Origin of the sequence: Rhizobacter terrae (assembly GCF_003852895.1) — a bacterium.
GTDB lineage: Bacteria > Pseudomonadota > Gammaproteobacteria > Burkholderiales > Burkholderiaceae_C > Albitalea > Albitalea terrae.
On record NZ_QUSW01000002.1, the window covers coordinates 188,211 to 212,644 of the forward strand.

Here is a 24,434-nt window from a genome sequence, read left to right on the forward strand (position 1 = left end):
TGACACAAAACCCGTGATTATCCGATGCTTCACCGGGCCAGGGGTTCGCGCATGGTGACGAATTCCTCCGCCGCCGTGGGGTGAATCCCGATGGTGGCGTCGAAGTGCGCCTTGGTCGCGCCGGCCTTCATCGCCACCGCGAATCCTTGCACGATCTCGCCGGCCTCGGCCCCCACCATGTGCAGGCCGACGACGCGGTCGCTGGCGTCGTCGACCACCAGCTTCATCAGCGTGCGCTCGGTGCTGCCCGACAGGGTGTGCTTGAGCGACTTGAACTCGCTCTGGTACAGGCGAATCGTGCCGTGGGCCTCGCGAGCCTGCGCCTCGGTCAGCCCCACCGTGCCGATGTTCGGATGCGTGAACACCGCCGTCGGAATGAACTCGTAGCTCATGCGCCGCTGGCCCTGGCCGAAGAGCTGGTCGACCACCACCATGGCCTCGGCCAGCGCGACAGGCGTGAGTTGCACGCGGTCGGTGACATCGCCCACGGCGAGGATGGACGGCACGCTGGAGCGGTATTGCGCGTCCACCTTCACCTCGCCGCTGCTGCCCAGCGCCACGCCGGCCTCTTCCAGGCCGAGCCCTCGCGTGTTCGGGCCGCGCCCGGTGGCGTAGAGCACCGTGGTGGCTTCCAGCGCGCTGCCGTCATGCAGCGCGGCCAGCAGGCTGCCATCGGCCCGGCGCTCGATGCCGTGCAGGTGCGTGCCCAGGCGGATGTCCACGCCCTTCTTGCCCATTTCCACCGCCAGGAAGGCAGCGATGTCGTCATCGAAGCCGCGCAGCAGCCGCGAGCCTCGCACCACCTGCGTCACCTGGGCGCCCAGCCCGCGGAAGATGCTGGCCATCTCGCAGGCGATGTAGCCGCCGCCCACCACCACCAGGTGTTTCGGGAACACCGGCAGGTCGAACATCTCGTTGGAGCTGACCGCATGCTCGCCGCCCGGCACCTCGGGCATGAGCGGATGGCCGCCGGTGGCCACCAGGATGTGCTTCGCCCGGTGGACCTCGCCGTTCACCTCCACCTCATGCGGGGACACGATGCGTGCCCGCCCTCGCAGCAAGGTCGCTCCGGCACCTTCCAGCACCGCGCCGTACACGGTGTTCAGCCGCGAGATCTCCTTGGCGCGGTTGGCCTTGAGCGTGGCCCAGTCGAAGGCAGGCACCGCCACCGGCCAGCCGAAGCCGTGCGCCTCCTCGAAGGCTTCGGCGTAGTGGGCCGCGTAGCTGTACAGCTTCTTGGGGATGCAGCCCACGTTCACGCAGGTGCCGCCCAGGGCGGACATCTCCGCCACCGCCACCTTGGCCCCCCGCTGCGCCGCCATGCGCGCCGCGCGCACGCCCCCGCTGCCGGCGCCGATGACGAAGAGGTCCAGTTCCTGTGATGCCATGTGGGTTCTCCAATGTGGCGATGATGCCCGTTCACGGCACACAATTCACCACCATGGACAACACCCTGCGCGTCGGCATCATCGGCTACGGCTACGCCACCAAAGTCTTCCACGCGCCGCTGGTCGCCAGCGTGCCGGGCCTGAAGCTGCAGGCTGTTTCCAGCAGCGATGCCGCCAAGGTCCACGCCGACTGGCCGGGTCTGGACGTGAGCGAATCGCCGCAGGCGCTGCTGCAACGCGGCGACATCGACCTCGTGGTCGTGCCCACGCCCAACGACACGCATTTCGCCCTCGCGCGGGACGCCCTGCTGGCGGGCAAGCACGTGGTGGTGGACAAGCCCTTCACCGTCACCACCGACGAGGCGCGGCAGCTCGGCCAGCTGGCGAAGGACGCCAAGCGTGTCCTGTCGGTCTTCCACAACCGCCGCTGGGACGGCGACTTCCTCACCCTGCAGGAGGTGGTGGCCGGCGGCCGGCTGGGCCGCATCGCCCGCATCGAGTCGCACTTCGACCGCTTCCGCCCCATCGTGCGCGACCGCTGGCGCGAGAAGGCCGGGCCCGGCAGCGGCCTGTGGGTGGACCTGGGCTCGCATCTCATCGATCAGGCAGTGCAGCTCTTCGGCATGCCCACCGGCCTGCATGCGGACCTCGCGACCCAGCGCGACGGCGCCAGCACCAACGACTGCTTCCACGCCCAGCTGCGCTATGCCAGCGGGCTGCGCGTCGTGCTGCACGCCACCACCCTGGCCGCCGCGCCCGCGCCGCGATTCACCGTGCACGGCACCGGCGGCAGCTGGGTGAAGACGGGGCTCGATCCGCAGGAAGATGCGCTCAAGGCCGGGCAGCGCCCCGATGGCCGCTCGCCCTGGATGCCGCCGCCGGAGTCCGCCACCTACGTGCTGCTGGACGACCGCGAGCTGGACAAGGTGCGTGCATCGGCCCATGCCGTCAAGCCCGGTCGCTATGCCGACTACTACGCCGCGGTGCGCGATGCCATCCTCGGCGCGGGCCCGATTCCCGTCACCGCCGACGAAGCCTGCAAGGTCATGGCCTTGCTGGAGCTTGGCGTCAAGAGCCACGAGGCCAAGCGCGAACTGCACGTGAATGCGTGAAGCCGAGTGATACGGCTTGAACGGCCGGCCCATCCGGTGCAGACTCGCGGCGTTTCACGGCGAAGGTGGGTGAATGAAGATTCTCAAGTGGCTGCTCATCGTGGTGCTGGCCCTGCTGGCGGTGTTCATCGTCGGCGGCTACCTGCTGTCGCCGAAGTTCACGGTGTCGCGCAGCATCACCATCAACGCGCCGGCCGACAAGGTCTATGGCTTCGTGGCCAGCCCCCGCGCATGGAAGCAGTGGTCAGCCTGGAATCAGCGTGACCCGAACATGCAGATCGACTACACCGGCCCCGACAGTGGCACCGGCGCGAAGTGGAGCTGGCGCAGCAAGAGCCAGGGCAACGGCACCATGACCTTCACCGCCACCGATCCCGCGCGCAAGGTCGCCTTCGACCTGTACTTCCCCGACTTCGGTACCACCTCGCAAGGACAGCTCGACTTCGTGCCCGACAGCAACAACGCCACGAAGGTCACCTGGACCATGAACGGCGACATGGGCAGCAACCCGATGTACCGCTGGATGTCGCTCTTCATGGACCGCATGGTCGGCCCCGACTTCGACACCGGCCTGGCCAATCTCAAGGCCGTGGCCGAAAAGCAGTGAGTTGCATTCATCGATGAGTCGCGCCGGCAAGTACATCCTCTCGGGCTTCCTGCTGCTGGTGCTGCTGGCCGCCGGCACGGGCTGGTGGTTCTTCACCAACCTGGATGGCATCGTGCAGCGAGCCATCAGCCACTACGGCAGCGAGATGACGCACGCCAAGGTCAGCGTCGACGGCGTGCAGCTCAAGACCACCGATGGTTCAGGCATCGTGCGCGGGCTCGTCGTGGGCAACCCCGCGGGCTTCCAGTCGCCGCATGCGCTGAAGGTGGGCGTGATCGAGGTGGTGGTGGACGTGCACACGCTGACCGAGCCGGTGGTCGTCATCAAGAAGATCAGCATCGAGTCGCCGGACGTGATCTACGAGAAGGGAACGGCGGGCACGAACTTCGAGGCCATCCAGCGCAACATCGCGCAGTCGCTGGACAACGGTGCTGCAGGCGGCGAAGCGCAGAAGACGTCTTCCGACAAACCCGTCCGCAAGCTCATCGTCGAGGAGTTCGCGATCCGCAATGCGCATGCTCAGGCCACGTCGCCTGCGCTGCTGGGCCAGAGCATCTCCACCACCTTGCCCGACCTGGTGATGCACAACCTGGGCAAGGCCGAAGGCGGCATCACGCCGGCTCAGCTGGGCGACCGGGTGGCCAAGGCGCTGACGCAGCGGCTGGTGTCCAGCCTGGGGTTCGACAAGGCGTTGAGGTCGCTGGGGGACAAGGTCAAGGGCGTGTTCGGGCGTTGATCGCCCCACGCATCAACGGCCTCACTGGAAGGTGGCGACCACCTTGTGATCCGTCGTCATGCTGACGCTGCACGACTGGCCGGTGCAGTCGCCGGTCCAACCGCTGAACGTCACACCGGTGCCTGGCGTGGCCGTCAGCTGCACCAGCGTGCCGCGGCTGAACGAGGTCGTGCAGACCGAGGTGCAATTGACGCCGGCAGGGCTGGAAATCACCGAGCCGCTGCCGATGACGGTGACCGTGAGGGCCTGCGTCCCGGAAGTCGGGGTGGTCGGCTTCGTGGGCGACAGGCCGCCGCTGCCGGCTGTTCCGAAGGGAGGCGAGCCGGCGTCGGAGCCGCCGCCGCCGCAACTGGCGGCCACCAGGCAGAACAGGATCGCTGTCGTTGTACGAATCACGGGTTTTCCCTCCCCAACTGTGGACACCTGCATTGTCGCGCAGCCCGCCACCGAAACAGGTGCCCGGCCACTATGCTGGAAACGATTCCTTGCATTGACATCCAGCAGGGCTCTAGTGCTCTGTGACCTTGCCCTACCGCATCGGATAGCTGATGCCTTGAGGTCGACCTCGTCCTCAACTACTTGTCAATGCGTCGAATATAGATACCAAGCGTTGATGCGAGCGAAAAGTGGGCGCGCCCTGCACCGAACGGAGAAATAGAGAACCCTTCGTTCTCTGATTCGTCGGCCACTGTGACAAGAAGCTCCGCGAGCATACGCAGCGCTTCAGCGACTCCCTCTACCAGCACAGTTGTTGACGCCTCTCCTTCCTGCTCATACAAAAGCCGAATGGATAGGCCGACATTCTTCGCGTAGTAGCGATCACAGATTTCATCAGTTTTCATCAGTTTTTATGGAACCGCACTCCTAAGGCACGCAACCATCTTGCCGGCGATGGATCCGATCGCCGCCCACTGCGATGCATGCTCCGTCACCATGCGAACGGCGCGATCGCGCCCCTCCGGGGAAAACTTCGGGGACTTCCTCATATCGGCTCCATTCTCTATCGAAGGAGCCTCCTCAAAATCCAGGGCGGTTCATATTGATGATTCGATATTGATCTTCCCAACTACTCAGCAAACCTAGACGCGATATACAACGTGTTGTCAAACTCCCATGAGTTCGCAAGCGCCTGCATGCTCCGTGCCGATCTGGCTATCACCGTTCCACCCGCAGGCAGCGCGTCGAACTCGGCTTTGTCGAGCACACGGTAATACTGCTCCCCCGCCGGCGGAAACGTCAGGCATTCATCTAGCAGGTACAGCGAAGGTGGCGTGAAAGCATCGAGCGGCACATCCAGCAATTCCGGAAATGTCTGTAGTTCCGCACTCGCCTCGAAACTGACTACCGCGACCACGGCATCTGAGTCTTGCAGCAGTTGTTTTGCGCGCCCCCATAGCCGTAGCAGCTCCGTGAGCCAATCAGCGTAGGACGTACCCGCGGGCGTCCAGTCGGTCAATTCGTCCACATGAATTGACCATACCTTCTTTGATCTTGGCCATAGGAGGACCCATTCATTGAGTGATCGCATTTGACTTCCCTATTTAGGCAACTTCCACCCGGCATCGACCAGGTACTTCTCCTGCGCCCGTGTAAGGCCCTGACCACTATTGACGTGCTTCCAGGTTCCATCGCGATTTAGCGCATTTCCGTTGTCCAGGTGAACATGGTCTTGTTCTCCTGTGACCTTCCCCGTATCTGCACGTTTGATGCCATCGGGTGCCTTATCCTTCTTGACGTCGTTGTTAATCTGATTGACGCTCTTGCCCTTCTTGGGCTTGTCGCCATCGTTGTCGCCATTCGGCTCCGGACTGCCGGGGGTTGTGTTTGCCACCCCCTTATCGCTTTCTTTGCCCTTATCTGCCGGGGCTGCTTCGCCGCCTTGATCCTCTCCATGGCTAAACACATTTTGCCAATAGATGCTCCAAGCCCTTCTCATCTGGGCCTGTTGCTCAGGAGGACTGCTCGCGTAGTGCACGCCTCCCAAAAACAACACGCCCAGGCCGATTTCGACCATCAGGACTGCCGACCGCCCATTCGGATCCACATACCGATACGGGTTGTTGTTGGCGTAGGCGTAGCGGTTGAACGAGAACAAATCATTGGGATCCACCCCCCTGGGATCGACCCCCAAGAAGCGCCCTAACACCGGGTCGTAGTAGCGCGCGCCCATGTAGCTCAGGCCCGTGCCCGCGTCGTACGGCTTGCCCGCATACCCGATCGGGTTGTTCGCCTCAGCTGCCGGGTTGTTCACCCGCTCTCCGTACGGCTTGTACGCCTCCTTCCACACCACGTTGCCGCTGGCGTCGGTGGCCAGCACCGGTGTACCCGACACGTCGTTGTGGAAGTACGTCACCGCCTGCGCCTGCGCTGTGCCCAGCACCAACGCGCAAGCCACCGCCCCCACCCAACCGAGCCATCGTCGCAACGCTTTCATCGGCCGCTCCCTCGTGCTTTCAGCTTCAGTCCGTGATATGCAGCGCGCTGCTGGGCGACACCGTGTTGAACGTTGTCGACGACGAGTACCACGTCACCACCTGGCATGCGTCCACGTACGCAATCAGCTTCAGCTTGCCGACGTACGCGCCCATCGCCATCGCGTACAACTGCTTGTACTGTGGGTGATCGCTTCTCACGAAGAAGCGGCCCGCGTCCGTACAACCGCCAGAGTTCCCATATTCCCCGTGCACCATGAACCCGTCCCCGCGGATCACGTCTACCCGGGTGGGAACCGCGGGCAGCGAATACCCTGCGGCCATCGCCGACATGCCTGCCAGTCCCAACATCACTCCAACCAATGCCTTCATTTGGATTCCTCCTCTGCAAAACAAGCCCTTGTTCCAGGCCATCGTGTTGATGGCCCCGTCGACTCAATCACTGTCCAGGATGCTGTTCATGATGCCCAGCACGTCCTCGGGCGCCACCTTCACCACCACGGTCTCCGTGCTGGACGCCGGCAGGTTGCGCGCATCGCCGCTGTATTCCAGCCGGATCACATGCGTCCCGGGCGTTGCGTAGTTGATGGTGATCGACGCACTGCCACTGACCAGCGTCGCGCTGCCCAACAGGTTCGAACCTTCGAACCATGACACCGTGCCACTGGGCGATGACCCCGCCACGCTGGCCGTCAGGATCAAGTTCCTTCTCGCAATCGCCACCAGCTTGCCGCCCGCCGCGGGCGTCACCGCCGCCGCCGTGGGTTCCACCTGCGCCATGCGCTTGTTGCCCAGGTACACGTGCTCCACGGTTCGTTGCGGCGTGCCCGGTGTGAACTCCACCAGCAGGTTGCCGTTGAAGCCATAGACCTCGTAGCTCTTCACCCCGGCCTTGAGCACCGACACACGCTGGTTCGAGCCGTCGTACTGGTACTGCTGCTTGCCCGTCGCATCGTTGCACTTGGCGCACACCAGGTTGGGCGCTGCATCGTAGGTATGGCTTGCACCGCCGGCACCCACGACGTTGCCCAGTTCGTCATAGTCATACGACGCGGTGCGGCTGCCCGACACGCTCGCCAATCGGTTCTTGCCGTCGTATGAATAGTTGAGCGTCGCCCCACCGAAGCTCTGGCTCCTGAGGTTGCCCAGACCGTCGTAGGTCAGCGCCCCCGCGCCCCACGGCCCAGACGCTGAAGTCAGCCGACCCAGCTTGTCGTAGTCCAGCGACCGGTTGAACGTGGCATCCAGGCTGTCCGTGACGGTCATGAGATTGCCCACCCCGTCATAGCCGTAGCTGCTGTTGAAATACCCCGTGGAGGACTTTGACGTGGCAAACGACGACGGCCACAGGCGGCTGTTTTGCCCATACGTCGTGGTTGTTCCGTTGCCGTAGCTGATCTGGCTGACCTGCCCCGACGGCCAATAGCTGATACCGGTCACGAACCCTGACACCTGCGTGGGCCGCCCCAGCACGTCGGGCGAATACGACACCACTCGCCCCGATTGCGGGTAGGTGATGCTGCTCAACTGGTCGTTGCCGTCGTACGCATAGGCCGTGCCGAACGACAGCCCATCGATGCCCAGGGTCTCCTGGATCAGGTTGTCGTTGCCGTCATAGCTGTAGGTCCGGGACGCCACCGAGGTCACCACGGACTTGACCTTGTGCGTCTTGCTGTAGGTCTTGGTGACAGGCGCCGTGCCCGACGGATAGGCCACAGTCACCAAGCGATTCTGACCATCGTAGAAGTAGCTGGTCGTCGCCGAGGATCCGACGGTGCGCGAGGTCATGTTCCCCGCATCGTCTCGCCCATAGGTCGTCGTGCCGGTCTCCGGGTTCACCACCGAGGTCAGGTACCCCTTGGTGTTGTAGCCGTAGGTGCGCGTGAAGCCGCCTTGAGTGATTCCGGACACAAGATCCTTGGCGTTGCGGCTGATGCTCATGTTTGCAGAAGCCTCCGCCGCAGCGATGTTGACCAGCAGCGCTGCATCTGGATCCGCATACGCACGGTAGGAGTAGGTGGTGGAGTAGCCACGTTCGTCCTGGACCGACTTTGAACCGGCGGAGTACGTCACCGCTAGATACTGACTATCCGGATGAGTCACCCGGGTCACGCGATCCAGCATGTCGAACTGGTAGGTGTTCCCTTGCGACACGCCAGGATTCGACACGAACACCCGGCGACCCAGGGCGTCATACCGGTAGGTGTAGGCAACCCCACCCATCGTGATGGACGTGGGCCTGCCGAATCCATCCAGGGTGGTGGTTTCCGTCAGCGAGCCTCGCGTGGCCGTCTTGGTGTTGGCCGTGTATGACACTGACACACTGTTGCCAACCGGGTACCCGATGCTCTTGATCCGGTTCAGTCCATCGTAGGTATAGGAGGTTGTCTTGGATTCGCCATTGGTCTGGGACGTGACGTTGCCCTCTCCGCTAACTACCCGAGTGATCGATATCGATTCCGGCTGGCTCTCCGTCATGGGGATGCCACGCTTGTAGTTGGCGTAGCTGTGAGCCAGAGAACGAGGGAAGGTGGCACTGGCGACGTTGCCCTCACCGTCATAGCTGTAGGTCGTGGCCACGCCATCGCGCGACATGCTCAACAGGTTGCCATTGCCGTCGAAGTCTCGCGTGATCGACACGCCACCTCCAGACACCGTCTCATCCTGGACCTGCTTGACGATCCACTTTGCGGTGTTGGCGTAGTAGTTGCGCGTGATGGTCCGGCCTCCACCGTTGGGCCCCGACTCCGTTGCGGTGCCGGCATTGCCATAGCCATCAAGGCTGCCATAGGTGGCCGAGTAGTCCTGGCCATCGCGCTTGATGGTTCGGCCGCTCAGCACCGGTGCATAAACGGCGCTGTCCAGCCGCGATGCTCGCCACGCCCCTGGGCGCTTGTATTGCTGGCTGGAAATGCTCTGCACAGTCCAGCCGTAGGTCTCGGTCTGAAGGGAACCGATCTGCTTCCTCATCAGCAACCCGACCGACCACAACGAGCCCGACGAGGCGTAGTTGGGGCCGATGTGTTGATAGGTCGTCGTTCCTGACGGACTGGTGACCGTGGTGGTGTCGTAGGACCCGACGCCGCCCGGCGAATAGCTGAACGACCAATTCCCGCCATCGCTGGTCGACTTGGTCTTGACCACCGTCGAGCGGCTCGCAGCGTTGGACACGCTGTCGAAATAAACGTAGTCGCTGCTGGAGGTTCCGTACCCATAGTTGATCACGCCGCCTTGCGGATAGGTGACCTGCTTGAGCGCGTAGCTACCCGGGGCACTGCTCAGTTGCCCGTTGTACTGGTACTGCCAAATGGTGCCATCGGGCCGAGTGACCGAGGACAGGAAATACGCCCCGCTCTGCCCCGCGACGGCCTGATAGCCGTAGTTGAAGGTGGTCGCGCCGCTGCTGATTGAACTGACCAGGCCGCCGCTGTAGGTGAAGGAAATGAGGCGTCCATCACTGGCACTGATCGACGAAATCTTCGGACTGAACGCAGCAACGTACGCAATGTTGGCGTAGTTGCCATTGCGGTCGGTGATCTTGGTGGTGTACCAGGCCGTGCGAGTCGCAGTCCCGCTGCCCACCGTCACCTGCTGAGCCATGTCATAGCGGATGCCGTCTGGCGAATAGGCGATGATTCCGGCCCCCGCCCCGGCACAGTCCACTTTCCAGCGCTGGGTGGTCGTCATCAGGGACGCGGAACTGCTGGATAGAACGAGCAACTGCGTGCTGCCGTCAGGCAGTTCAATGACCGGGTTGGACAGAGTGTCGACACCAAAGGCAGACGACGAGCAAGGCAGCGATATCGCCTTGTGAAGCACCCTTCCGAAGTGAATCTGCCACCCCAACCCGGCTTGGCTGTCGAACGCCAGCGGATTGGTTTCGTCGAAGGTGACACTGTTGTACGAACGCGTGACCGACAAATCAAAGCCACCATTGCCGGGCACGTGCACGTCGACATAGTGCAACTGCAACGCCCCCGTGAATGGATCCACGTGTTCGTTGAAACTTTGATTGACGTAGCCCCGATTGGGATTGAGTCCCGGGTCCTTGTAGAAGTCAGGGATGACTTCTTGCGCCATCAGTGCGCCAGGCAAAAACAGGCCTGCAACGGCCAAAACAATGCTCGCCACGCTCGCCGCGAGGCTCTTCATATTGGGCATCTTCCCCCCTCGATTGTTCTTTTGAGATTTTTAGTCTGCGCACTGTGCGCGGCGCGCAGAATCGCATGGATTCAAGGCCAAGTAAACCTCTCAAATCCGCTACAAAACTTGCCTGCCATTTGCAGTGGACTTTCGAGAAAATTTGAAGTAACCAAGACATAGCCACATACTCTTGGGGCGCCCGAGTTCCCTGGGTTGCGTACATTCACCCCACCCACGGAGACACGACCTTGGACAAATGGCTCACCGCTGCCCTCGACTACCTGCCGCGCTGGATCGACCACCAGATGCGGCTCACGGAGCAGCCCGGTTGCTCCCTTGCCGTGGCGCACAAAGGCAAACCGGTGTTCGAGGCCGCGTTCGGTTCGGCCGACCTCAAGCGCAAGCTCCCGCTCACGGCGGCACACCGGTTTCGCGTCGCCTCGCACTCCAAGAGCTTCACCGCCGCGGGCATCCTCAAGCTGCGCGAACAAGGCCGGCTTCAGCTCGATGACCAGGTGGGCGACTACGTGTTCGGCCTGCATGAGGACGTGGCCCGCACCACCCTCGGCCAGTTGCTGACCCACACCGCAGGACTGATCCGCGACGGCTTCGATGCCGGCCAATGGCAGGACCGCCGCCCCTTCCTCAACGGCGACGAGATCCGCGAGGACCTCTCACGCGGCACCACCCTCGAACCCAACTCGCGCTTCAAGTATTCGAACCACGGCTATGGCCTGCTGGGCATGGTGATCGAGGCCGCCACGAGCGAGTCGTATGCGAGCTGGATCGCACGTGAGATCGTCGAGGCATCGGGCCTGGAGGAGACCGTGCCCGATGCGCCGATCAAGAAGGGCACGCCATTCGCACACGGCCACAGCGCCCGGCTGCCCTTGGGCAAGCGCGTGCTGATTCCCGCCACCAACCCGACGAATGCGCTGGCATCGGCCACCGGCTTCATCAGCACGGCACGCGACCTCGCACGCTTCTTCGGCAGCCTCTCGCCCACCGCGAAGAAGAGCGTCCTCAGCGTGGACAGCCGCCGCGAGATGACACGCCGCCAATGGCGTGATCCGCATGGCACGCTGGAGCGCTGGTATGGCCTGGGGACGATCTCGGGCACCCTCGGCGGCTGGGACTGGTTCGGCCATTCCGGCGGCTTCCAGGGCACCATCACGCGCACGGTGTGCGTGCCCTCGCAGGACATCGCCATCTCCGTGCTGACCAATGCGTCCGACGGCCTGTCGCACGTGTGGCTGGACGGGGCGCTGCATCTCATGCAGGCGCACGCGAAGCACGGTGCGCCGTCGCGCCGCGCCTCGGCCTGGACGGGCCGCTACTGGAGCCTGTGGGGAGCCTTCGACCTGCTGCCCATGGACGGCAAGGTGCTGCTGGCCAACCCGGCGCTGCCCAATCCGGTGATGGACGCCTCCGAGATCGAGCCACTCGGCCGCGACCGCCACGGCGTGGAGCGTGGCCGCATCGTGCTGGCCAACGGCTATGCCAACCATGGCGAACTGGCCAGAATCGAACAGGATGCGAAAGGCCGCAAGCGCGAAGTCTGGATCGGCGGCACGCGCTTGCTGCCAGAGGAGCAGGCCGCCAGGGAAATCGCCGAGCGCTATCGTGCCTAGTCGCTTTACATCCATTGACCAAGTGAAGCACGGCTGACATGCGGGGCGCGGACAGTCCGCATCACGGAATTCTTGCCGTGCAACGGCCCCCCGCCGGGCCTGCCGATTGCTGATGAAGTTCAGGCACTCGCTTCCAGGCGAGGGCCGCATTCACAACTGCCCAAACGCTTTCGCACCCACTACCCGCCATGGAAGAACAAGAACGAGGGGCTTCGTTGCCTGATTCCCGCCGTGTGTCCAGCACCGGCACGGACCTGGTGCCCGCGCCCGGCGAACCCCCTCGATCCGCACCGCGGCACCGCTGGCTGGGCAGTGTGATCGCGGTGATCGCGCTGGCTGGCCTGGGTGGCCTGGCATGGCACCTCACCCACCAGTCGGCCTCGGCCGATGGCAGCAGCCCCGGCGCGTCCGGGCCGGGAGGCCCCGGTGGTCCGGGCGGCCCTGGTGGCCCAGGAGGCGGCGGCGGACGCCGCGGCGGCCCGGCCACCACCGTGGGCGTGGCCACGGCGGAAAAGACCGACATCCCTGTCTGGATCGACGCCCTGGGCACCGTCACGCCTTCGGCCACTGTCATCGTGCGACCTCAGGTCTCGGGTGTGCTCAAGCAGGTGCTCTTCCAGGAAGGCCAGATGGTGCGCGCCGGCCAGTTGCTGGCCACCATCGACGCCCGCCCCTTCGAGATGGCGGTGATGCAGGCCGAAGGCCAGCGCCTGCGCGACCAGGCGCAGCTGGAGAACGCGAAGCTGACGCTGGAGCGCTACCGCACCTTGCTGCAGCAGGACTCCATCGCGCGGCAGGACGTGGACACGCAGGCCTCGCTGGTCAAGCAGCTCGAGGGCACCGTCATCTCCGACAAGGCCACCGAAGGCACGGCGCGGCTGAACCTCGGCTACACGCGCATCACCGCGCCGGTGGGCGGGCGCGTCGGCCTGCGCGTGGTGGACGTGGGCAACGTGGTGTCCTCGGGCGATGCCAACGGAGTGGTCGTCATCACCCAGCTCGCGCCCATCGACGTGGAGTTCACCCTGCCGCAAGACCGCGTGCCCGAGGTGGAGCGCCGCACCGCGCAGGGCACGCCCGTGCCGGTCACCATCTTCGACCGCTCGCGCACCAACGAGCTCGACCGCGGCACCTTCTCGACCATCAACAACCAGGTGGACGCGCAGACCGGCACCGTGCGGGCCAAGGCGCGCTTCGCCAATGCGAAGGCCACGCTGTTCCCCAGCCAGTTCGTGAACGTGCGCATGATGCTGGACATCCTCAAGGACTCGGTCGTGGTGCCAACCACCGCGCTGCGCCACAGCGGCGAAGGCGATTTCGTCTACGTGCTCAACGAGGACCGCACGGTGTCGCTGCGCAAGGTCACCGCCGGCCAGGCCAGCGGCGACCGCGTGGCCATCGCCAGCGGCCTGGCGGCGGGTGAGAGGGTCATCACCGAAGGCGCCGACCGGCTCAAGGATGGCGCGAGGGTGCAGTTGCCGGGTGACCGGCCCGCATCGGGCCCCGGCACGGGACGCGGCAACCGGCGCGGCGCCTCCGCACCTGCAGGCGGCGGCTCGGGGCCGGCAGGCGGATGGCATCGCGAAGGCGGTGCCAGCGCGCCGATGGACGGCGCCAGCCGTCCGCACCGCCGCCGCGCGAGCGACGCCGAAGCCTCCTGATCCCATCGGCCCATGAGTCCTTCGCGTCCCTTCATCCTGCGGCCGGTGGCGACTGCGCTGCTGATGCTGGCCATCGTGCTGGCCGGCATCGTCGCCTTCCGCTTCCTGCCGCTGTCCGCGCTGCCGCAGGTGGACTACCCGACCATCCAGATCCAGACGCTGTACCCCGGCGCCAGCCCGGAGGTGATGAGCCGCACCGTCACCGCGCCGCTGGAGCGCCAGTTCGGCCAGATGTCCGGCCTGTCGCGCATCGCATCGACCAGTGCCGCGGGCGTGTCCATCATCACCTTGCAGTTCGGCCTCGGACTCACGCTGGACGTGGCCGAGCAGGAGGTGCAGGCCGCCATCAACGCGGCGAATTCTTCCCTGCCCGCCGACCTGCCTGCGCCACCGGTGTACGCGAAGGTCAATCCCGCGGATGCGCCGGTGATGACGCTGGCGGTCACCTCCGACACCTTGCCGCTGACCGAGGTACAGAACCTGGTGAACACGCGGCTGGCCCAGAAGATGAGCCAGGTGTCCGGCGTGGGGCTGGTGACGCTGGCCGGCGGGCAGCGCCCTGCCGTGCGCATCCAGGCCGACACGCAGGCGCTGGCCTCGTATGGCCTGGGCCTGGACACGGTGCGCAGCGCCATCAGTTCGGCCAATGCCAACAGCGCCAAGGGCAGCTTCGAAGGGCCGACGCGCTCGTACACCATCAACGCCAACGACCAGTTGCTGACGGCCGACGACTACAAGAACCTCATCGTCGCGTACAAGAACGACGCGCCCATCCGACTGAGCAACGTGGCGCGCGTGGTGGACAGCGCCGAGAACGTCAAGCTCGGCGCATGGGCGGTGGTGCCCTGCCCTGCGCAACGAGCGCGCCATTCTGACGCCGACGATGCCTGTGCCGGCGGTGCACATCAGCAGCTCAAGCCGGCCATCATCCTCAACGTGCAGCGCCAGCCCGGGGCCAACGTGATCCAGACGGTCGACGCCATCAAGCGCCGGCTGCCCGAGCTCACTGCAAGCATGCCCGCCAGCATCCAGGTGGATGTGCTCAGCGACCGCACCACCGGCATCCGCGCATCGGTGGAGCACGTGGAGATCGAGCTGGTGCTGGCGGTCGTGATGGTGGTGCTGGTCATCTTCGCCTTCCTGCACAGCCTGCGCGCCACCGTCATCGCCAGCCTGGCGGTGCCCATCTCGCTCATCGGCACCTGCGGGCTGATGTACCTGCTGGGCTACAGCCTGAACAACCTGAGCCTGATGGCGCTGACCATCGCCACCGGCTTCGTGGTGGACGACGCGATCGTGATGATCGAGAACATCTCGCGCTACATCGAGGAAGGCGATCCGCCGATGGAGGCGGCCATCAAGGGCGCGACGCAGATCGGCTTCACCATCATTTCGCTCACGGTCTCGCTGATCGCGGTGCTGATTCCGCTGCTCTTCATGGGCGACGTGGTGGGTCGCCTCTTCCGCGAATTCGCGGTGACGCTGGCCATCACCATCCTCATCTCGGCGGTGGTCTCGCTCACGCTCGTGCCGATGATGTCGGCGCGCTGGCTGCGGCACGACGAACATCCGCATGGCATCGGGCTGCGCATCCAGCGCGGCTTCGACCGCGTCATCGCGCACTACGACACCGGACTGAAGTGGGTGCTGGAGCACCAGGGGCTGACGCTGTGGGTGGCGCTGGCGACCTTCGCGCTCACCGTCGCGCTGTACGTGTTCATTCCCAAAGGCCTGTTCCCGACCCAGGACACCGGCCAGCTGCAGGCCCGCATCGAGACGGCGCAGTCGGTGAGCTATGCGCGCATGGCGAGCCTCCAGCAGCAGGCGGCGCAAGCCCTGCTCGAAGACCCGGACGTGGACAACCTCGCCTCCTTCATCGGCGTGGATGCGGCCAACAACACCATGCTGCACACCGGCCGCATGCTCATCAACCTGAAGAAGGGCCGCAGCGGCAGCCAGCAGCAGTTGATGAGCCGGCTGCAGGAGCGTGTGCGGCAGGTGGCCGGCGTGACGCTGTACCTGCAGCCCACGCAGGACCTGACCATCGACGCGGAGAGTGGTCCCACGCAGTACCGCGTGTCCATCGAAGGCTCGGACGACGCCACGGTGGCGTTGTGGGCCACGCGGCTCGCGCAGAAGCTGCAGGAGGTGAAGCAGGTGCGGCACGTGGTGTCCGACGCCAATGCGCAGGGCCTGGCCGTGCAGGTGGACATCGACCGCGACACCGCCTCGCGGCTGGGCATCAGCGCATCCACCGTGGATGAAGCGTTGTACAGCGCCTTCGGCCAGCGCATCGTCTCGACCATCTTCACCGAGACCAACCAGTACCGCGTGATCCTCGAAGCCCGGCAGGAAGGCCTGGCGACGCCGCAGGCGCTGGGCAACCTGAACGTGCCCACCAGCGGCGGCGGGCACACGCCGCTGTCGGCCTTCGCCACCATCCGCGAGGTGCAGGCACCGCTGCAGGTCACCCACGTGGCGCAATATCCGGCCACCACGGTCGGCTTCGACACGGCCGATGGGGTGTCGCTGGGCACGTCGGTGGACGCCATCCGCGCCGCGGCCAAGGCCATCGACATGCCTGCCAGCGTGAGCATGACCTTCCTCGGTGCGGCGGGCGCCTACGAGAACTCGCTGAGCAACCAGCTGTGGCTCATCCTCGCGGCCATCGTCTGCGTGTACATCGTGCTGGGCGTGCTGTACGAGAGCTACGTGCATCCGCTCACGATCCTCTCCACCCTGCCCTCGGCCGGCGTGGGCGCCCTGCTCTTTCTCATGCTCGCCGGCCACGACCTGGGCGTGATCGGCATCATCGGCATCATCCTGCTCATCGGCATCGTGAAGAAGAACGCGATCATGATGATCGACTTCGCCATCGACGCCGAACGAAGCGAAGGCAAGCCGCCGCGGGATGCCATCCACCAGGCCGCGCTGCTGCGCTTCCGGCCCATCCTGATGACCACCATGGCCGCGCTCTTTGCCGCGCTGCCGCTGATGTTCGGCTTCGGCGAAGGCGCCGAGCTGCGCCGGCCGCTGGGCTTGTCGATCTTCGGCGGATTGGTGGTGAGCCAGTTGCTGACGCTGTTCACGACGCCGGTGATCTACCTCGCGTTCGATCGGCTCGGCCAGCGGTTGCGCGGCTCGCGTCCCGCGCCGGCACCCGCCTCATCGGGCGAGCCGGCCGCGCTGCTGCCGCTGAAGGAAGAACCCGACGGGGGCGCGAACCGATGAACTTGTCATCGCCCTTCGTCAAGCGCCCCATCGCCACGGTGCTGCTCACCATCGGCGTGGCGCTGGCCGGCGTGGCCGCCTTCTTCACGCTGCCAGTGTCGCCACTGCCGCAGGTGGACTTCCCGGCCATCTCGGTGTCGGCCAGCATTCCGGGCGCGAGCCCCGAGACCATGGCCAGCAGCGTGGCGACGCCTCTGGAACGCCGGCTGGGCGTGATCTCGGGCGTCAACGAGATGACGTCCTCCAGCGGCCGCGGCTCCACCCGCGTCACGCTGCAGTTCGACCTCGACCGCAAGATCGACGGCGCCGCCCGCGAAGTGCAGGCCGCCATCAACGCCTCGCGCGCCGACCTGCCCGCCACGCTGCGCAGCAACCCGACCTACCGCAAGATGAACCCGTCGGACTCGCCGGTGATCATCCTCGCGCTCACCTCGAAGACGCGCACGCCGGGCCAGATCTACGAGGCGGTGTCCAACATCGTCCAGCAGAAGGTGGCGCAGGTGCAGGGCGTGGGTGACGTGGAGATCGGCGGCGGCTCGCTGCCTGCCGTGCGGGTGGAAATGAACCTGCTCGCGCTCAACCGCTTCGGCATCCCGATGGAGGACGTGCGCGCGGCCATCCAGGCGTCGAACGCCACGCGCCCCAAGGGCAGCGTCGAGACCGACGAGCGCCGGCTGCAGGTCTACACCAATGCCCCCGGCCACAAGGCGGCCGACTATCGCGACCTCGTCGTGGCCTGGCGCAACGATGCGCCGGTGCGGCTGTCGGACATCGCCAAGGTCAGCGACGGCCCCGAGGATGTGCGCACGCTGGGCCTGTTCAACGGCATGCCCGCGGTGATCGTGCTGGTGACGCGCCAGCCCGGCGCCAACATCATCGAGACAGTGGACGGCGTTCGCGCCCTGCTGCCGCAGTTGAAGGCACAGCTGCCGGCGGACATCGACATCCAGGTGGCGTCCGACAGCACCAACTCCATCCGCGCCTCGCTGCACGAGATCGAGGTGACGCTGCTCATCTCCATCGCGCTGGTGGTGCTGGTGGTCAGCGTCTTCCTGCGCAACCTGCGGTCCACCATCATCCCCGCGGTGGCCACCATCGTCTCGCTGCTGGGCACCTTCGGGGTGATGTACCTGCTGGGCTTCAGCCTCAACAACCTGAGCCTCATGGCGCTGACCGTGGCCACCGGCTTCGTGGTGGACGACGCCATCGTGGTCCTGGAGAACACCAGCCGCCACATCGAGCAGGGCATGGGCCGGCTGCAGGCCGCACTGCTGGGCGCGCGTGAGGTGGGCTTCACGGTGCTGTCGATCAGCCTGTCGCTGGTGGCGGTGTTCATTCCGCTGCTGTTCATGGGCGGGCAGGTGGGCCGGCTGTTCCGCGAGTTCGCCATCACGCTGTCGGCCTCGGTGATGATCTCGCTGGTCATCTCGCTCACCACCACGCCGATGATGTGCGCCTGGCTCCTCAAGCCGGGTCACGGCAGCACGCGTCCACCCGGCCGCCTGGCGCGCCTGGCTGAATGGAGCTACGGCCGTGTGCACCGCAGCTACGAACTCAGCCTGGACTGGGCGCTGCACAGCAAGGCGCTGGTGATGTTCATCCTGCTGTGCGTCATCGGCCTGAACGTGTACCTGTTCACCGCCGCGCCCAAGGGCTACTTTCCGCAGCAGGACACCGGCCAGCTCAACGGCGGCCTGCGCGCGGACCAGAGCATCTCCTTCCAGGCCCTGCAGGCCAAGCTGCGCGAGCTGGTGGACGTCATCCGTGCCGACCCGGCAGTGGACACGGTGGTCGGCTTCACGGGCGGCGGACGCGCAGGCGGTGGCTTCCTGTTCGTGAACCTCAAGCCCGCCTCGCAGCGCAAGGACGGTGGGCAGGCCGTCATCGCGCGGCTGCGCCCGCAACTGGCCCGGATCACCGGCGTGAGCCTCTTCCTCAACCCGGTGCAGGACCTGCGCATGGGCGGGCGGCAAAGCAACTCCACCTACCAGTACACGCTCAAGAGCGACAACGCCGCTGACCTGAAGCAATGGGCCACGAAGCTGGCCGACTCGATGAAGAACCAGCCCGTGCTGACCGACATCGACACCGACCAGCAGGACAACGGCATCGAGACCTTCGTCACCATCGACCGCAACAGCGCAGCCCGCGTGGGCCTGAGCAACCGCGACGTGGACAACGCGCTGTACGACGCCTTCGGCCAGCGGCAGGTCGCCACCGTCTACGACGAGCTGAACCAGTATCACGTCGTGATGGAGGTGGAGTCCAAGTTCGCGCAGGGGCCGGTGGCGCTGAATGACGTGCAGGTGCCTTCGAAGGTGGCTGGCGCCGCGGCGGGCACCTCGGCCAACGCCGGCCTTCGAGACGCCTCCACAGGCGCCACGGTCAACACCAGCTCGCGCACCATGGTGCCGCTGCCGGCCATCGCACGCTTCGGCGAGGCACCCACGCCCAGCAACATCAACCACCAGGACGGCGAGCTGGCCACCACCATCTCCTACAACCTGGTCGAGGGCAAGACCTTGTCGGACGCACGCGTGGCCATCGAGCAGGCCGCCGCCGACATCGGCATGCCCACCAACGTGCGCGGCAGCATGCAGGGCACGGCCGCGGCCTTCCAGGAAACGCAGAACAAGCAGCCGCTGCTGATCCTCGCCGCGCTGGTGGTCATCTACATCGTGCTGGGCGTGCTGTACGAGAGCCTGGTGCATCCGGTGACGGTGCTGTCCACACTGCCCTCGGCGGGCGTGGGCGCGGTGCTGGCGCTGCTCATGTTCAGGATGGAGTTCTCGCTCATCGCGCTGATCGGCGTGTTCCTGCTCATCGGCATCGTGAAGAAGAACGCCATCCTCATCATCGACTTCGCGCTGGAGGCCGAACGCTCGCGCGGCCTGAGCGCCTTCGAGGCGGTGCGCGAGGCCTGCCTGCTGCGCTTTCGCCCCATCCTGATGACCACGCTGGCCGCGGCGCTGGGCGCCCTGCCCCTGGCCATCGGCTTCGGCGAAGGTGCCGAGCTGCGCCGGCCGCTGGGCATCGCCATCATCGGCGGGCTCATCGCGAGCCAGGTGCTCACGCTGCTGACGACGCCGGTGGTGTACCTGCTGCTGGACAAGATTCGCCGCCGCAGCCCCAACGAACACCTGCTCAGCCGCACGGGCAGCGATGCACCCGCCGGCGTCCAAGCCGACTGACGACCATGAAGACTGTCTTCTCATTGACCTCGCTGTGCGCTGCCCTGCTGCTGGCCGGCTGCGCACAGGCCCCCCGCCAGGAAACCCCTTCTACGCCGACCTCAGCCGCATTCAAGGAAGCCCCGCCCGGCTGGCTGAACGCCGCCCCTGCCGACGCGCTGGAACGCGGCCCCTGGTGGGCGCTGTTCAACGACCCGGCGCTGACCGCGCTGATGGACCGCGTGGCGGTGTCGAACCAGAACGTCGCTGCCTCGGCGGCGGCCTATGCGCAGGCCCAGGCGGCAGTGCGCGAGCAGCGAGCCTCGCTGTTTCCGTCGCTGGGATTGAGCGCCGGCGCCTCGCGCTCCGGCGGCGGAGAGACCAGCGCCAACTCGCGCTACACCCTGGGCCTGTCGGGCAGCTGGGAGCCGGACCTCTGGGGCCGCCTGCGCGGTGGCGTCGACTCCGCCGGCGCCCGCGCGCAGGCCAGCGCGGCGGACCTGGCGGCGGCCACCTTGTCCGCCCAGGGCGAACTCGCCACGAGCTATTTCTCGCTGCGCGAAACGGATGCCGAAGCGCAGATGCTGCGCAAGACCATCGAAGGCTATGAACAGGCGGCGCGCATCACGCAGAACCGCTACAACGCCGGCGTGGTGCCGCGCAGCGACTTGCTGCAGGCACAGACGCAACTGTCCAATGCACGGGCCGACCTGGCCGGGCTGGACCGCCAGCGAGCACAGCTCGAACATGCAATGGCCGTGCTGGTGGGCGAGGCCCCGGCGAACTTCTCGGTGCCCGCCGTGGAATGGACCTGGCCGGCCCTGCCCGCGGTGCCGGGCGTGCTGCCGTCCGCGCTGCTGCAACGCCGACCCGACGTGGCCGCGGCCGAGCGCCGCGTCGCAGCGGCCAATGCGTCCATCGGCGTGGCGCGGGCCGCCTTCTTTCCGGACTTCAGCCTGAGCGGCAACTACGGCCTGGGCTCGGCGAAGCTCGGTGACCTGTTCAGTGCATCGGCCGTCACGTGGTCGCTGGGCTTGTCCGTGGTGCAGACGCTGTTCGATGCGGGTGCCCGCAGCGCCCGGGTCGATGAGGCGAAGGCCTCATGGGAGCAGTCGGTGGCGCAGTACCGGCAAGCCGTGCTGATCGCGTTCCAGGACGTGGAGGACCAGCTCGCCGCGGTGCGCATCCTCGAACAACAGGAAGCCTTGCGCCGCCAGGCCTCCGAGGCCGCGGACCTCACCGAGCAGCAGGTGATGAACCGCTACCAGGCCGGGCAAGTGGGCTACAGCGACGTGGTGATCGCGCAGATCACGGCATTGAGCACACGGCGTTCGCTGGCGCAGGCGGTGGCCAACCGGCAGACGGCGGCGGTGGGGTTGATCCGCGCGCTGGGGGGCGGGTGGAAGTCTTGAAGAGCCCCGCTGCAGAGGGACAATGCACGGATGCCTTCAACGCCTCCCGATCCATCCGACCCTGAACCCCAAGCCCCACTCGCCCCGGGCGACGACGAGTGCTGCGGCAATGGCTGCGACCCGTGCATTTTCGATTTCTATGCCATCGAGCGCGAGCGCTTCCTGAAGGAGCACAAGGCCTGGCAGGACCGGCAGGCCGCCCGCACGGCGAAGGACTAAGCCCTCTCGATCTTCGGCACCCCTGCCTCCACCACAAAGCTCGCCAGCGTCTCGATGCCGGCATCCTTCTTCGTCACGTCGCTCACCACCCGCAACGCCGTGCTCATGCGTTTGGGCGTGAACTCGCACACGCCGTAGCCCTTGCGCTCGCCGTCGGCGAACACGAAATGCGGGTTGCGGGCCAGACGCTCGGCCATCTTGTCGTTGCCGCCGGAGCGCGAGGTGATGCTGGTGCCGCAGAACTCCACCGCCACGTTCGGACTCTTGGCTTCGGCGAAGTCGGCCTTCACGTGGCCCACCCAGTTCTCGTGCACGTCGCCCCCCAGCAGCACCGCATTGCGCAGCTCCCGCTTGCGCAGGCTGTCGACGAGGCGTTGACGCGCCGCAGGGTAGCCGTCCCAGCCATCGTTCCAGACGATGGTCTTGTCCGGCGTGGGAGCCACGCGCGGCGCGAACAGGGTCTGCTGGGTGATGATGTTCCACCCCTGGCCGGCGCGTGCGAAGGCCTGGTCCAGCCAGGCTTCCTGCGGCGCGCCAAGCAAGGTGCGCTTCGGGTCGGCCAGCAGTGGGCAACTGGCCACGTCCACGCTGCTGGAGCCCGGCTTGCCGTCCTTGGTGCAGGCGTGCAGGTCGCGGTACTGCCGGTCGTCGAGGACGTAGAAGGACGCGAGCCTGCCGAAGCGAAGCTCGCCATAGATGCGCGTCTCCGCACCCTGGCGCAGCCCGGCCACGGCCTGCGTCAGCACCGAAGAGCGCAGCGGCATGTGCTCGTAGAACGCCTGGTAGGCCGCGGCGCGGCGGGCGGGAAAGTCCTTCACCTCCGGACCGTTCTCGCCGACGTGCAGGCCGGCGTAGTCGTTCTGCACCTCGTGGTCGTCCCAGGTGACGATCCAGGGGCAGGCCGCATGCATGGCCTGCAGCTCGGGCTCGGACTTGTGCAGCTCGTAGCGGCGGCGGTAATCGTCCAGCGTGAGCACCCAGCCGCCGGGCACGGGGCGCACCGCGTCCTTGGCGCCGGGATATTCGTAGATGTAGTCGCCCAGGAAGAGCACGGCATCGAGCTGCTCGTTCAGCATGTGCCGGTAGGCCGTGAAGTAGCCGTGTTCCCAGCGTTGGCACGATGCATAGGCCAGCCGCAGCCTCGTGGCCATGGCGTCGGGCGCCGGGAAGGTGCGGGTGCGCCCGACGGGGCTGCGCTCGTCGCCGGCGAAGAAGCGGTAGAAGTACCAGCGGTCCGGCTCCAGGCCGCCGACCTCGGCATGCACCGAATGCCCAAGCTCGGGCAGCGCCTGCGACTGGCCGCTCTTCACGATGTCCTTGAAGGCTTCGTCACGCGCCACTTCCCAGCGCACGGTGGCCGCTTCGGTGAGCGCGCCGCCGGGCACCACGAGGCGCGTCCACAGCACCACCGAGTCGTGGGTGGGCGAGCCGCTGGCGACGCCCAGCGTGAACGGGTTGGACGTGAACTTCGGCTGGCTCCAGGCGCTGCGCGGCAGCCACAGCGTCGTGGCGGTGGCCGCGGCAAGCTGGAGCAGGTGTCGGCGGTCCATGCGGTCTCCTCCGTCCTCAGAGTTGGATGGGTTGGGCCTCGTACACCGACAAGGTGGGCGGCTGCGACACCAGCGCCGCCACGGCCTTCCCGAAGCCGCGTGAGGCGGGCACGGCGAAGTGCGCCATCAGGGCCGCGCGGTCAGCCCATTCCTCGAAGAACACGAGGCGCAGCGGGTTCTCGGTGTCGCGGCTGACAGCATGCGAGATGCAGCCGGGCTCCGCGCGCGATCGCCGCACGTGCTCGTCGCTGAGGCGCAGGACTTCGTCGAAGGTGTCGGGGCGTGCGGTGAGGCTTCCAGTGACGATGAGCATGGTGATGGTGGCGAAGTGGGAGGCGCCAGTCTGGCACGGGTTTGAAGGCCCAGGTGAAAACACAGAGGACACAGAGGGCCACAGAGCACACAGAGACATTGGAAGCGAAAAAGCTCTGTGTCCTCTGTGCTCTCTGTGTCCTCTGTGTTGCCAATGGGCGCTCCACCAATACCAGGTCCTGCCGCAACCGCTAGGCCGGAAACCTTGCCTGCCAGCTCTCCAACGGCACCCGCGCCGCATTGCACACATAGGAGATCGCGTGGTACCAGCCAGCGAGCATCAGCAGCTCCACGCACTGCGCCTGCGTCCACAGCGCCGAGACCTCGCACCACAGCGCATCGCTCACCTGCGAGGTGTCGTGCAGTTCGTCGACCAGCCGCACCAGCAGGCGGTCGCGCTCGGGCAAGGCATCCAGCGGGCCGTCAGGGTCGGCGATGGCCGCGATCTGCGAATCGCTGAACTCGGCCGCTTTGGCGAAGGCCGCCACGTGCACGCCCCATTCGTACTCCGCGCCGCACAGGGCACACACCCGGTCGATGACCACCTCGCGGTCGCGCAGCGGCAGGCTGGCATGACGCCCCAGCAGGTACCCGCCCCAGGGCATGAGCCGCTCGGCCATGGCGGGGTTCACGGCCAGCGTGCGGAACAACGCCAGCACGCTGGGCGCGCCGGGCGGGTTCATGCGGTTCAGCATTTGCTCGATGTTCGGCTCGAACGGCGATTCCAGCGGCGGGATGCGGCTGTGCGTCTGGTTCACGGCAGGCTCCTTGTCTTCGCTACTGAATTTGTAGCACCATGAGCATACCGCTACAATTTCCGTAGCACACAG

The 24,434-nt window shown here is 66.0% G+C and carries 19 protein-coding genes; 9 read left to right on the forward strand and 10 right to left on the reverse strand.

The window, feature by feature from the left end; translation table 11 throughout:
* Positions 1–29: 29 nt before the first annotated feature.
* Entirely contained in the window at positions 30–1,388 is a 1,359-nt protein-coding gene (gene gorA / locus DZC73_RS07825; RefSeq protein ID WP_124539683.1) for a glutathione-disulfide reductase, read from the reverse strand.
* 53 nt (positions 1,389–1,441) lie between these two features.
* Between gorA and DZC73_RS07830 the strand changes: the two genes are divergently transcribed.
* From DZC73_RS07830 to DZC73_RS07840, 3 genes are all read left to right on the forward strand, one after another.
* Entirely contained in the window at positions 1,442–2,500 is a 1,059-nt protein-coding gene (locus DZC73_RS07830; protein WP_124539684.1) for an oxidoreductase, read from the forward strand.
* Between the two features lie 73 nt (positions 2,501–2,573).
* Positions 2,574–3,107 carry an SRPBCC family protein gene (locus DZC73_RS07835; protein ID WP_124539685.1) on the forward strand — a complete coding sequence of 178 codons (534 nt, stop codon included), beginning with the start codon at positions 2,574–2,576 and terminating at the stop codon, positions 3,105–3,107.
* Positions 3,108–3,120: 13 nt separating this feature from the next.
* A complete protein-coding gene (locus DZC73_RS07840) occupies positions 3,121–3,843 on the forward strand; it encodes a hypothetical protein (protein ID WP_124539686.1) in 723 nt (240 codons plus the stop codon).
* Positions 3,844–3,864: 21 nt separating this feature from the next.
* Here the strand turns inward: DZC73_RS07840 and DZC73_RS07845 are convergent, their stop codons facing one another.
* The 6 genes from DZC73_RS07845 to DZC73_RS07870 form a co-directional block, all read right to left on the reverse strand.
* Positions 3,865–4,239, reverse strand: coding sequence for an InlB B-repeat-containing protein (locus tag DZC73_RS07845; RefSeq protein WP_124539687.1), 375 nt, complete (start codon positions 4,237–4,239; stop codon positions 3,865–3,867).
* A 179-nt stretch (positions 4,240–4,418) separates the two neighbouring features.
* On the reverse strand, positions 4,419–4,685 hold the full coding sequence (locus tag DZC73_RS07850) for a hypothetical protein (RefSeq protein ID WP_124539688.1): 267 nt from the start codon (positions 4,683–4,685) through the stop codon (positions 4,419–4,421).
* Between the two features lie 224 nt (positions 4,686–4,909).
* On the reverse strand, positions 4,910–5,308 hold the full coding sequence (locus tag DZC73_RS07855) for a hypothetical protein (protein WP_124539689.1): 399 nt from the start codon (positions 5,306–5,308) through the stop codon (positions 4,910–4,912).
* Positions 5,309–5,380: 72 nt separating this feature from the next.
* Positions 5,381–6,277, reverse strand: a complete 897-nt coding sequence (locus tag DZC73_RS07860; RefSeq protein WP_124539690.1) for an RHS repeat domain-containing protein — start codon at positions 6,275–6,277, stop codon at positions 5,381–5,383.
* A gap of 25 nt (positions 6,278–6,302) precedes the next feature.
* A complete protein-coding gene (locus DZC73_RS07865; RefSeq protein ID WP_124539691.1) occupies positions 6,303–6,647 on the reverse strand; it encodes a hypothetical protein in 345 nt (114 codons plus the stop codon).
* A gap of 63 nt (positions 6,648–6,710) precedes the next feature.
* Positions 6,711–10,427: an Ig-like domain repeat protein gene (locus tag DZC73_RS07870; RefSeq protein WP_124539692.1), complete on the reverse strand. Its 3,717-nt coding sequence runs from the start codon at positions 10,425–10,427 to the stop codon at positions 6,711–6,713.
* Between the two features lie 239 nt (positions 10,428–10,666).
* On the opposite strand from DZC73_RS07870, the gene DZC73_RS07875 reads away from it, so the two are divergent.
* The 6 genes from DZC73_RS07875 to DZC73_RS07900 all read left to right on the forward strand — a co-directional run bounded on the left by DZC73_RS07875 (position 10,667) and on the right by DZC73_RS07900 (position 21,742).
* Positions 10,667–12,049 carry a serine hydrolase domain-containing protein gene (locus DZC73_RS07875; protein WP_124539693.1) on the forward strand — a complete coding sequence of 461 codons (1,383 nt, stop codon included), beginning with the start codon at positions 10,667–10,669 and terminating at the stop codon, positions 12,047–12,049.
* Positions 12,050–12,237: 188 nt separating this feature from the next.
* Positions 12,238–13,710: an MdtA/MuxA family multidrug efflux RND transporter periplasmic adaptor subunit gene (locus DZC73_RS07880; RefSeq protein ID WP_124539694.1), complete on the forward strand. Its 1,473-nt coding sequence runs from the start codon at positions 12,238–12,240 to the stop codon at positions 13,708–13,710.
* A 12-nt stretch (positions 13,711–13,722) separates the two neighbouring features.
* Complete coding sequence (locus DZC73_RS07885; RefSeq protein ID WP_124539695.1) at positions 13,723–16,941, forward strand: efflux RND transporter permease subunit; 3,219 nt, start codon at positions 13,723–13,725, stop codon at positions 16,939–16,941.
* On the forward strand, positions 16,938–20,132 hold the full coding sequence (locus DZC73_RS07890) for an efflux RND transporter permease subunit (RefSeq protein ID WP_124539696.1): 3,195 nt from the start codon (positions 16,938–16,940) through the stop codon (positions 20,130–20,132). The genes DZC73_RS07885 and DZC73_RS07890 overlap by 4 nt, the downstream gene beginning before the upstream one ends.
* 5 nt (positions 20,133–20,137) lie before the next feature.
* Positions 20,138–21,523, forward strand: a complete 1,386-nt coding sequence (locus DZC73_RS07895; protein WP_124539697.1) for an efflux transporter outer membrane subunit — start codon at positions 20,138–20,140, stop codon at positions 21,521–21,523.
* Positions 21,524–21,553: 30 nt separating this feature from the next.
* A complete protein-coding gene (locus DZC73_RS07900; protein WP_124539698.1) occupies positions 21,554–21,742 on the forward strand; it encodes an oxidoreductase-like domain-containing protein in 189 nt (62 codons plus the stop codon).
* On the opposite strand, the gene DZC73_RS07905 is transcribed toward DZC73_RS07900, so the two are convergent.
* The 3 genes from DZC73_RS07905 to DZC73_RS07915 all read right to left on the reverse strand — a co-directional run bounded on the left by DZC73_RS07905 (position 21,739) and on the right by DZC73_RS07915 (position 24,362).
* Positions 21,739–23,292, reverse strand: a complete 1,554-nt coding sequence (locus tag DZC73_RS07905; protein ID WP_124539699.1) for an alkaline phosphatase D family protein — start codon at positions 23,290–23,292, stop codon at positions 21,739–21,741. The genes DZC73_RS07900 and DZC73_RS07905 overlap by 4 nt on opposite strands.
* 16 nt (positions 23,293–23,308) lie before the next feature.
* Positions 23,309–23,605 (reverse strand): putative quinol monooxygenase, encoded by a 297-nt coding sequence (locus DZC73_RS07910; protein WP_124539700.1) that lies wholly within the window; start codon positions 23,603–23,605, stop codon positions 23,309–23,311.
* A 190-nt stretch (positions 23,606–23,795) separates the two neighbouring features.
* Positions 23,796–24,362 (reverse strand): carboxymuconolactone decarboxylase family protein, encoded by a 567-nt coding sequence (locus DZC73_RS07915; protein WP_235835036.1) that lies wholly within the window; start codon positions 24,360–24,362, stop codon positions 23,796–23,798.
* Positions 24,363–24,434: the final 72 nt, after the last annotated feature.

What these genes read in the sequence shown, in the direction of transcription:
- gorA (WP_124539683.1), bottom strand. Translation starts at nt 1,388, where the DNA reads ATGGCATCACAGGAACTGGACCTCTTCGTCATCGGCGCCGGCAGCGGG.
- DZC73_RS07830 (WP_124539684.1), top strand. Translation starts at nt 1,442, where the DNA reads ATGGACAACACCCTGCGCGTCGGCATCATCGGCTACGGCTACGCCACC.
- DZC73_RS07835 (WP_124539685.1), top strand. Translation starts at nt 2,574, where the DNA reads ATGAAGATTCTCAAGTGGCTGCTCATCGTGGTGCTGGCCCTGCTGGCG.
- DZC73_RS07840 (WP_124539686.1), top strand. Translation starts at nt 3,121, where the DNA reads ATGAGTCGCGCCGGCAAGTACATCCTCTCGGGCTTCCTGCTGCTGGTG.
- DZC73_RS07850 (WP_124539688.1), bottom strand. Translation starts at nt 4,685, where the DNA reads ATGAAAACTGATGAAATCTGTGATCGCTACTACGCGAAGAATGTCGGC.
- DZC73_RS07860 (WP_124539690.1), bottom strand. Translation starts at nt 6,277, where the DNA reads ATGAAAGCGTTGCGACGATGGCTCGGTTGGGTGGGGGCGGTGGCTTGC.
- DZC73_RS07865 (WP_124539691.1), bottom strand. Translation starts at nt 6,647, where the DNA reads ATGAAGGCATTGGTTGGAGTGATGTTGGGACTGGCAGGCATGTCGGCG.
- DZC73_RS07870 (WP_124539692.1), bottom strand. Translation starts at nt 10,427, where the DNA reads ATGAAGAGCCTCGCGGCGAGCGTGGCGAGCATTGTTTTGGCCGTTGCA.
- DZC73_RS07880 (WP_124539694.1), top strand. Translation starts at nt 12,238, where the DNA reads ATGGAAGAACAAGAACGAGGGGCTTCGTTGCCTGATTCCCGCCGTGTG.
- DZC73_RS07885 (WP_124539695.1), top strand. Translation starts at nt 13,723, where the DNA reads ATGAGTCCTTCGCGTCCCTTCATCCTGCGGCCGGTGGCGACTGCGCTG.
- DZC73_RS07890 (WP_124539696.1), top strand. Translation starts at nt 16,938, where the DNA reads ATGAACTTGTCATCGCCCTTCGTCAAGCGCCCCATCGCCACGGTGCTG.
- DZC73_RS07895 (WP_124539697.1), top strand. Translation starts at nt 20,138, where the DNA reads ATGAAGACTGTCTTCTCATTGACCTCGCTGTGCGCTGCCCTGCTGCTG.
- DZC73_RS07900 (WP_124539698.1), top strand. Translation starts at nt 21,554, where the DNA reads ATGCCTTCAACGCCTCCCGATCCATCCGACCCTGAACCCCAAGCCCCA.
- DZC73_RS07905 (WP_124539699.1), bottom strand. Translation starts at nt 23,292, where the DNA reads ATGGACCGCCGACACCTGCTCCAGCTTGCCGCGGCCACCGCCACGACG.
- DZC73_RS07910 (WP_124539700.1), bottom strand. Translation starts at nt 23,605, where the DNA reads ATGCTCATCGTCACTGGAAGCCTCACCGCACGCCCCGACACCTTCGAC.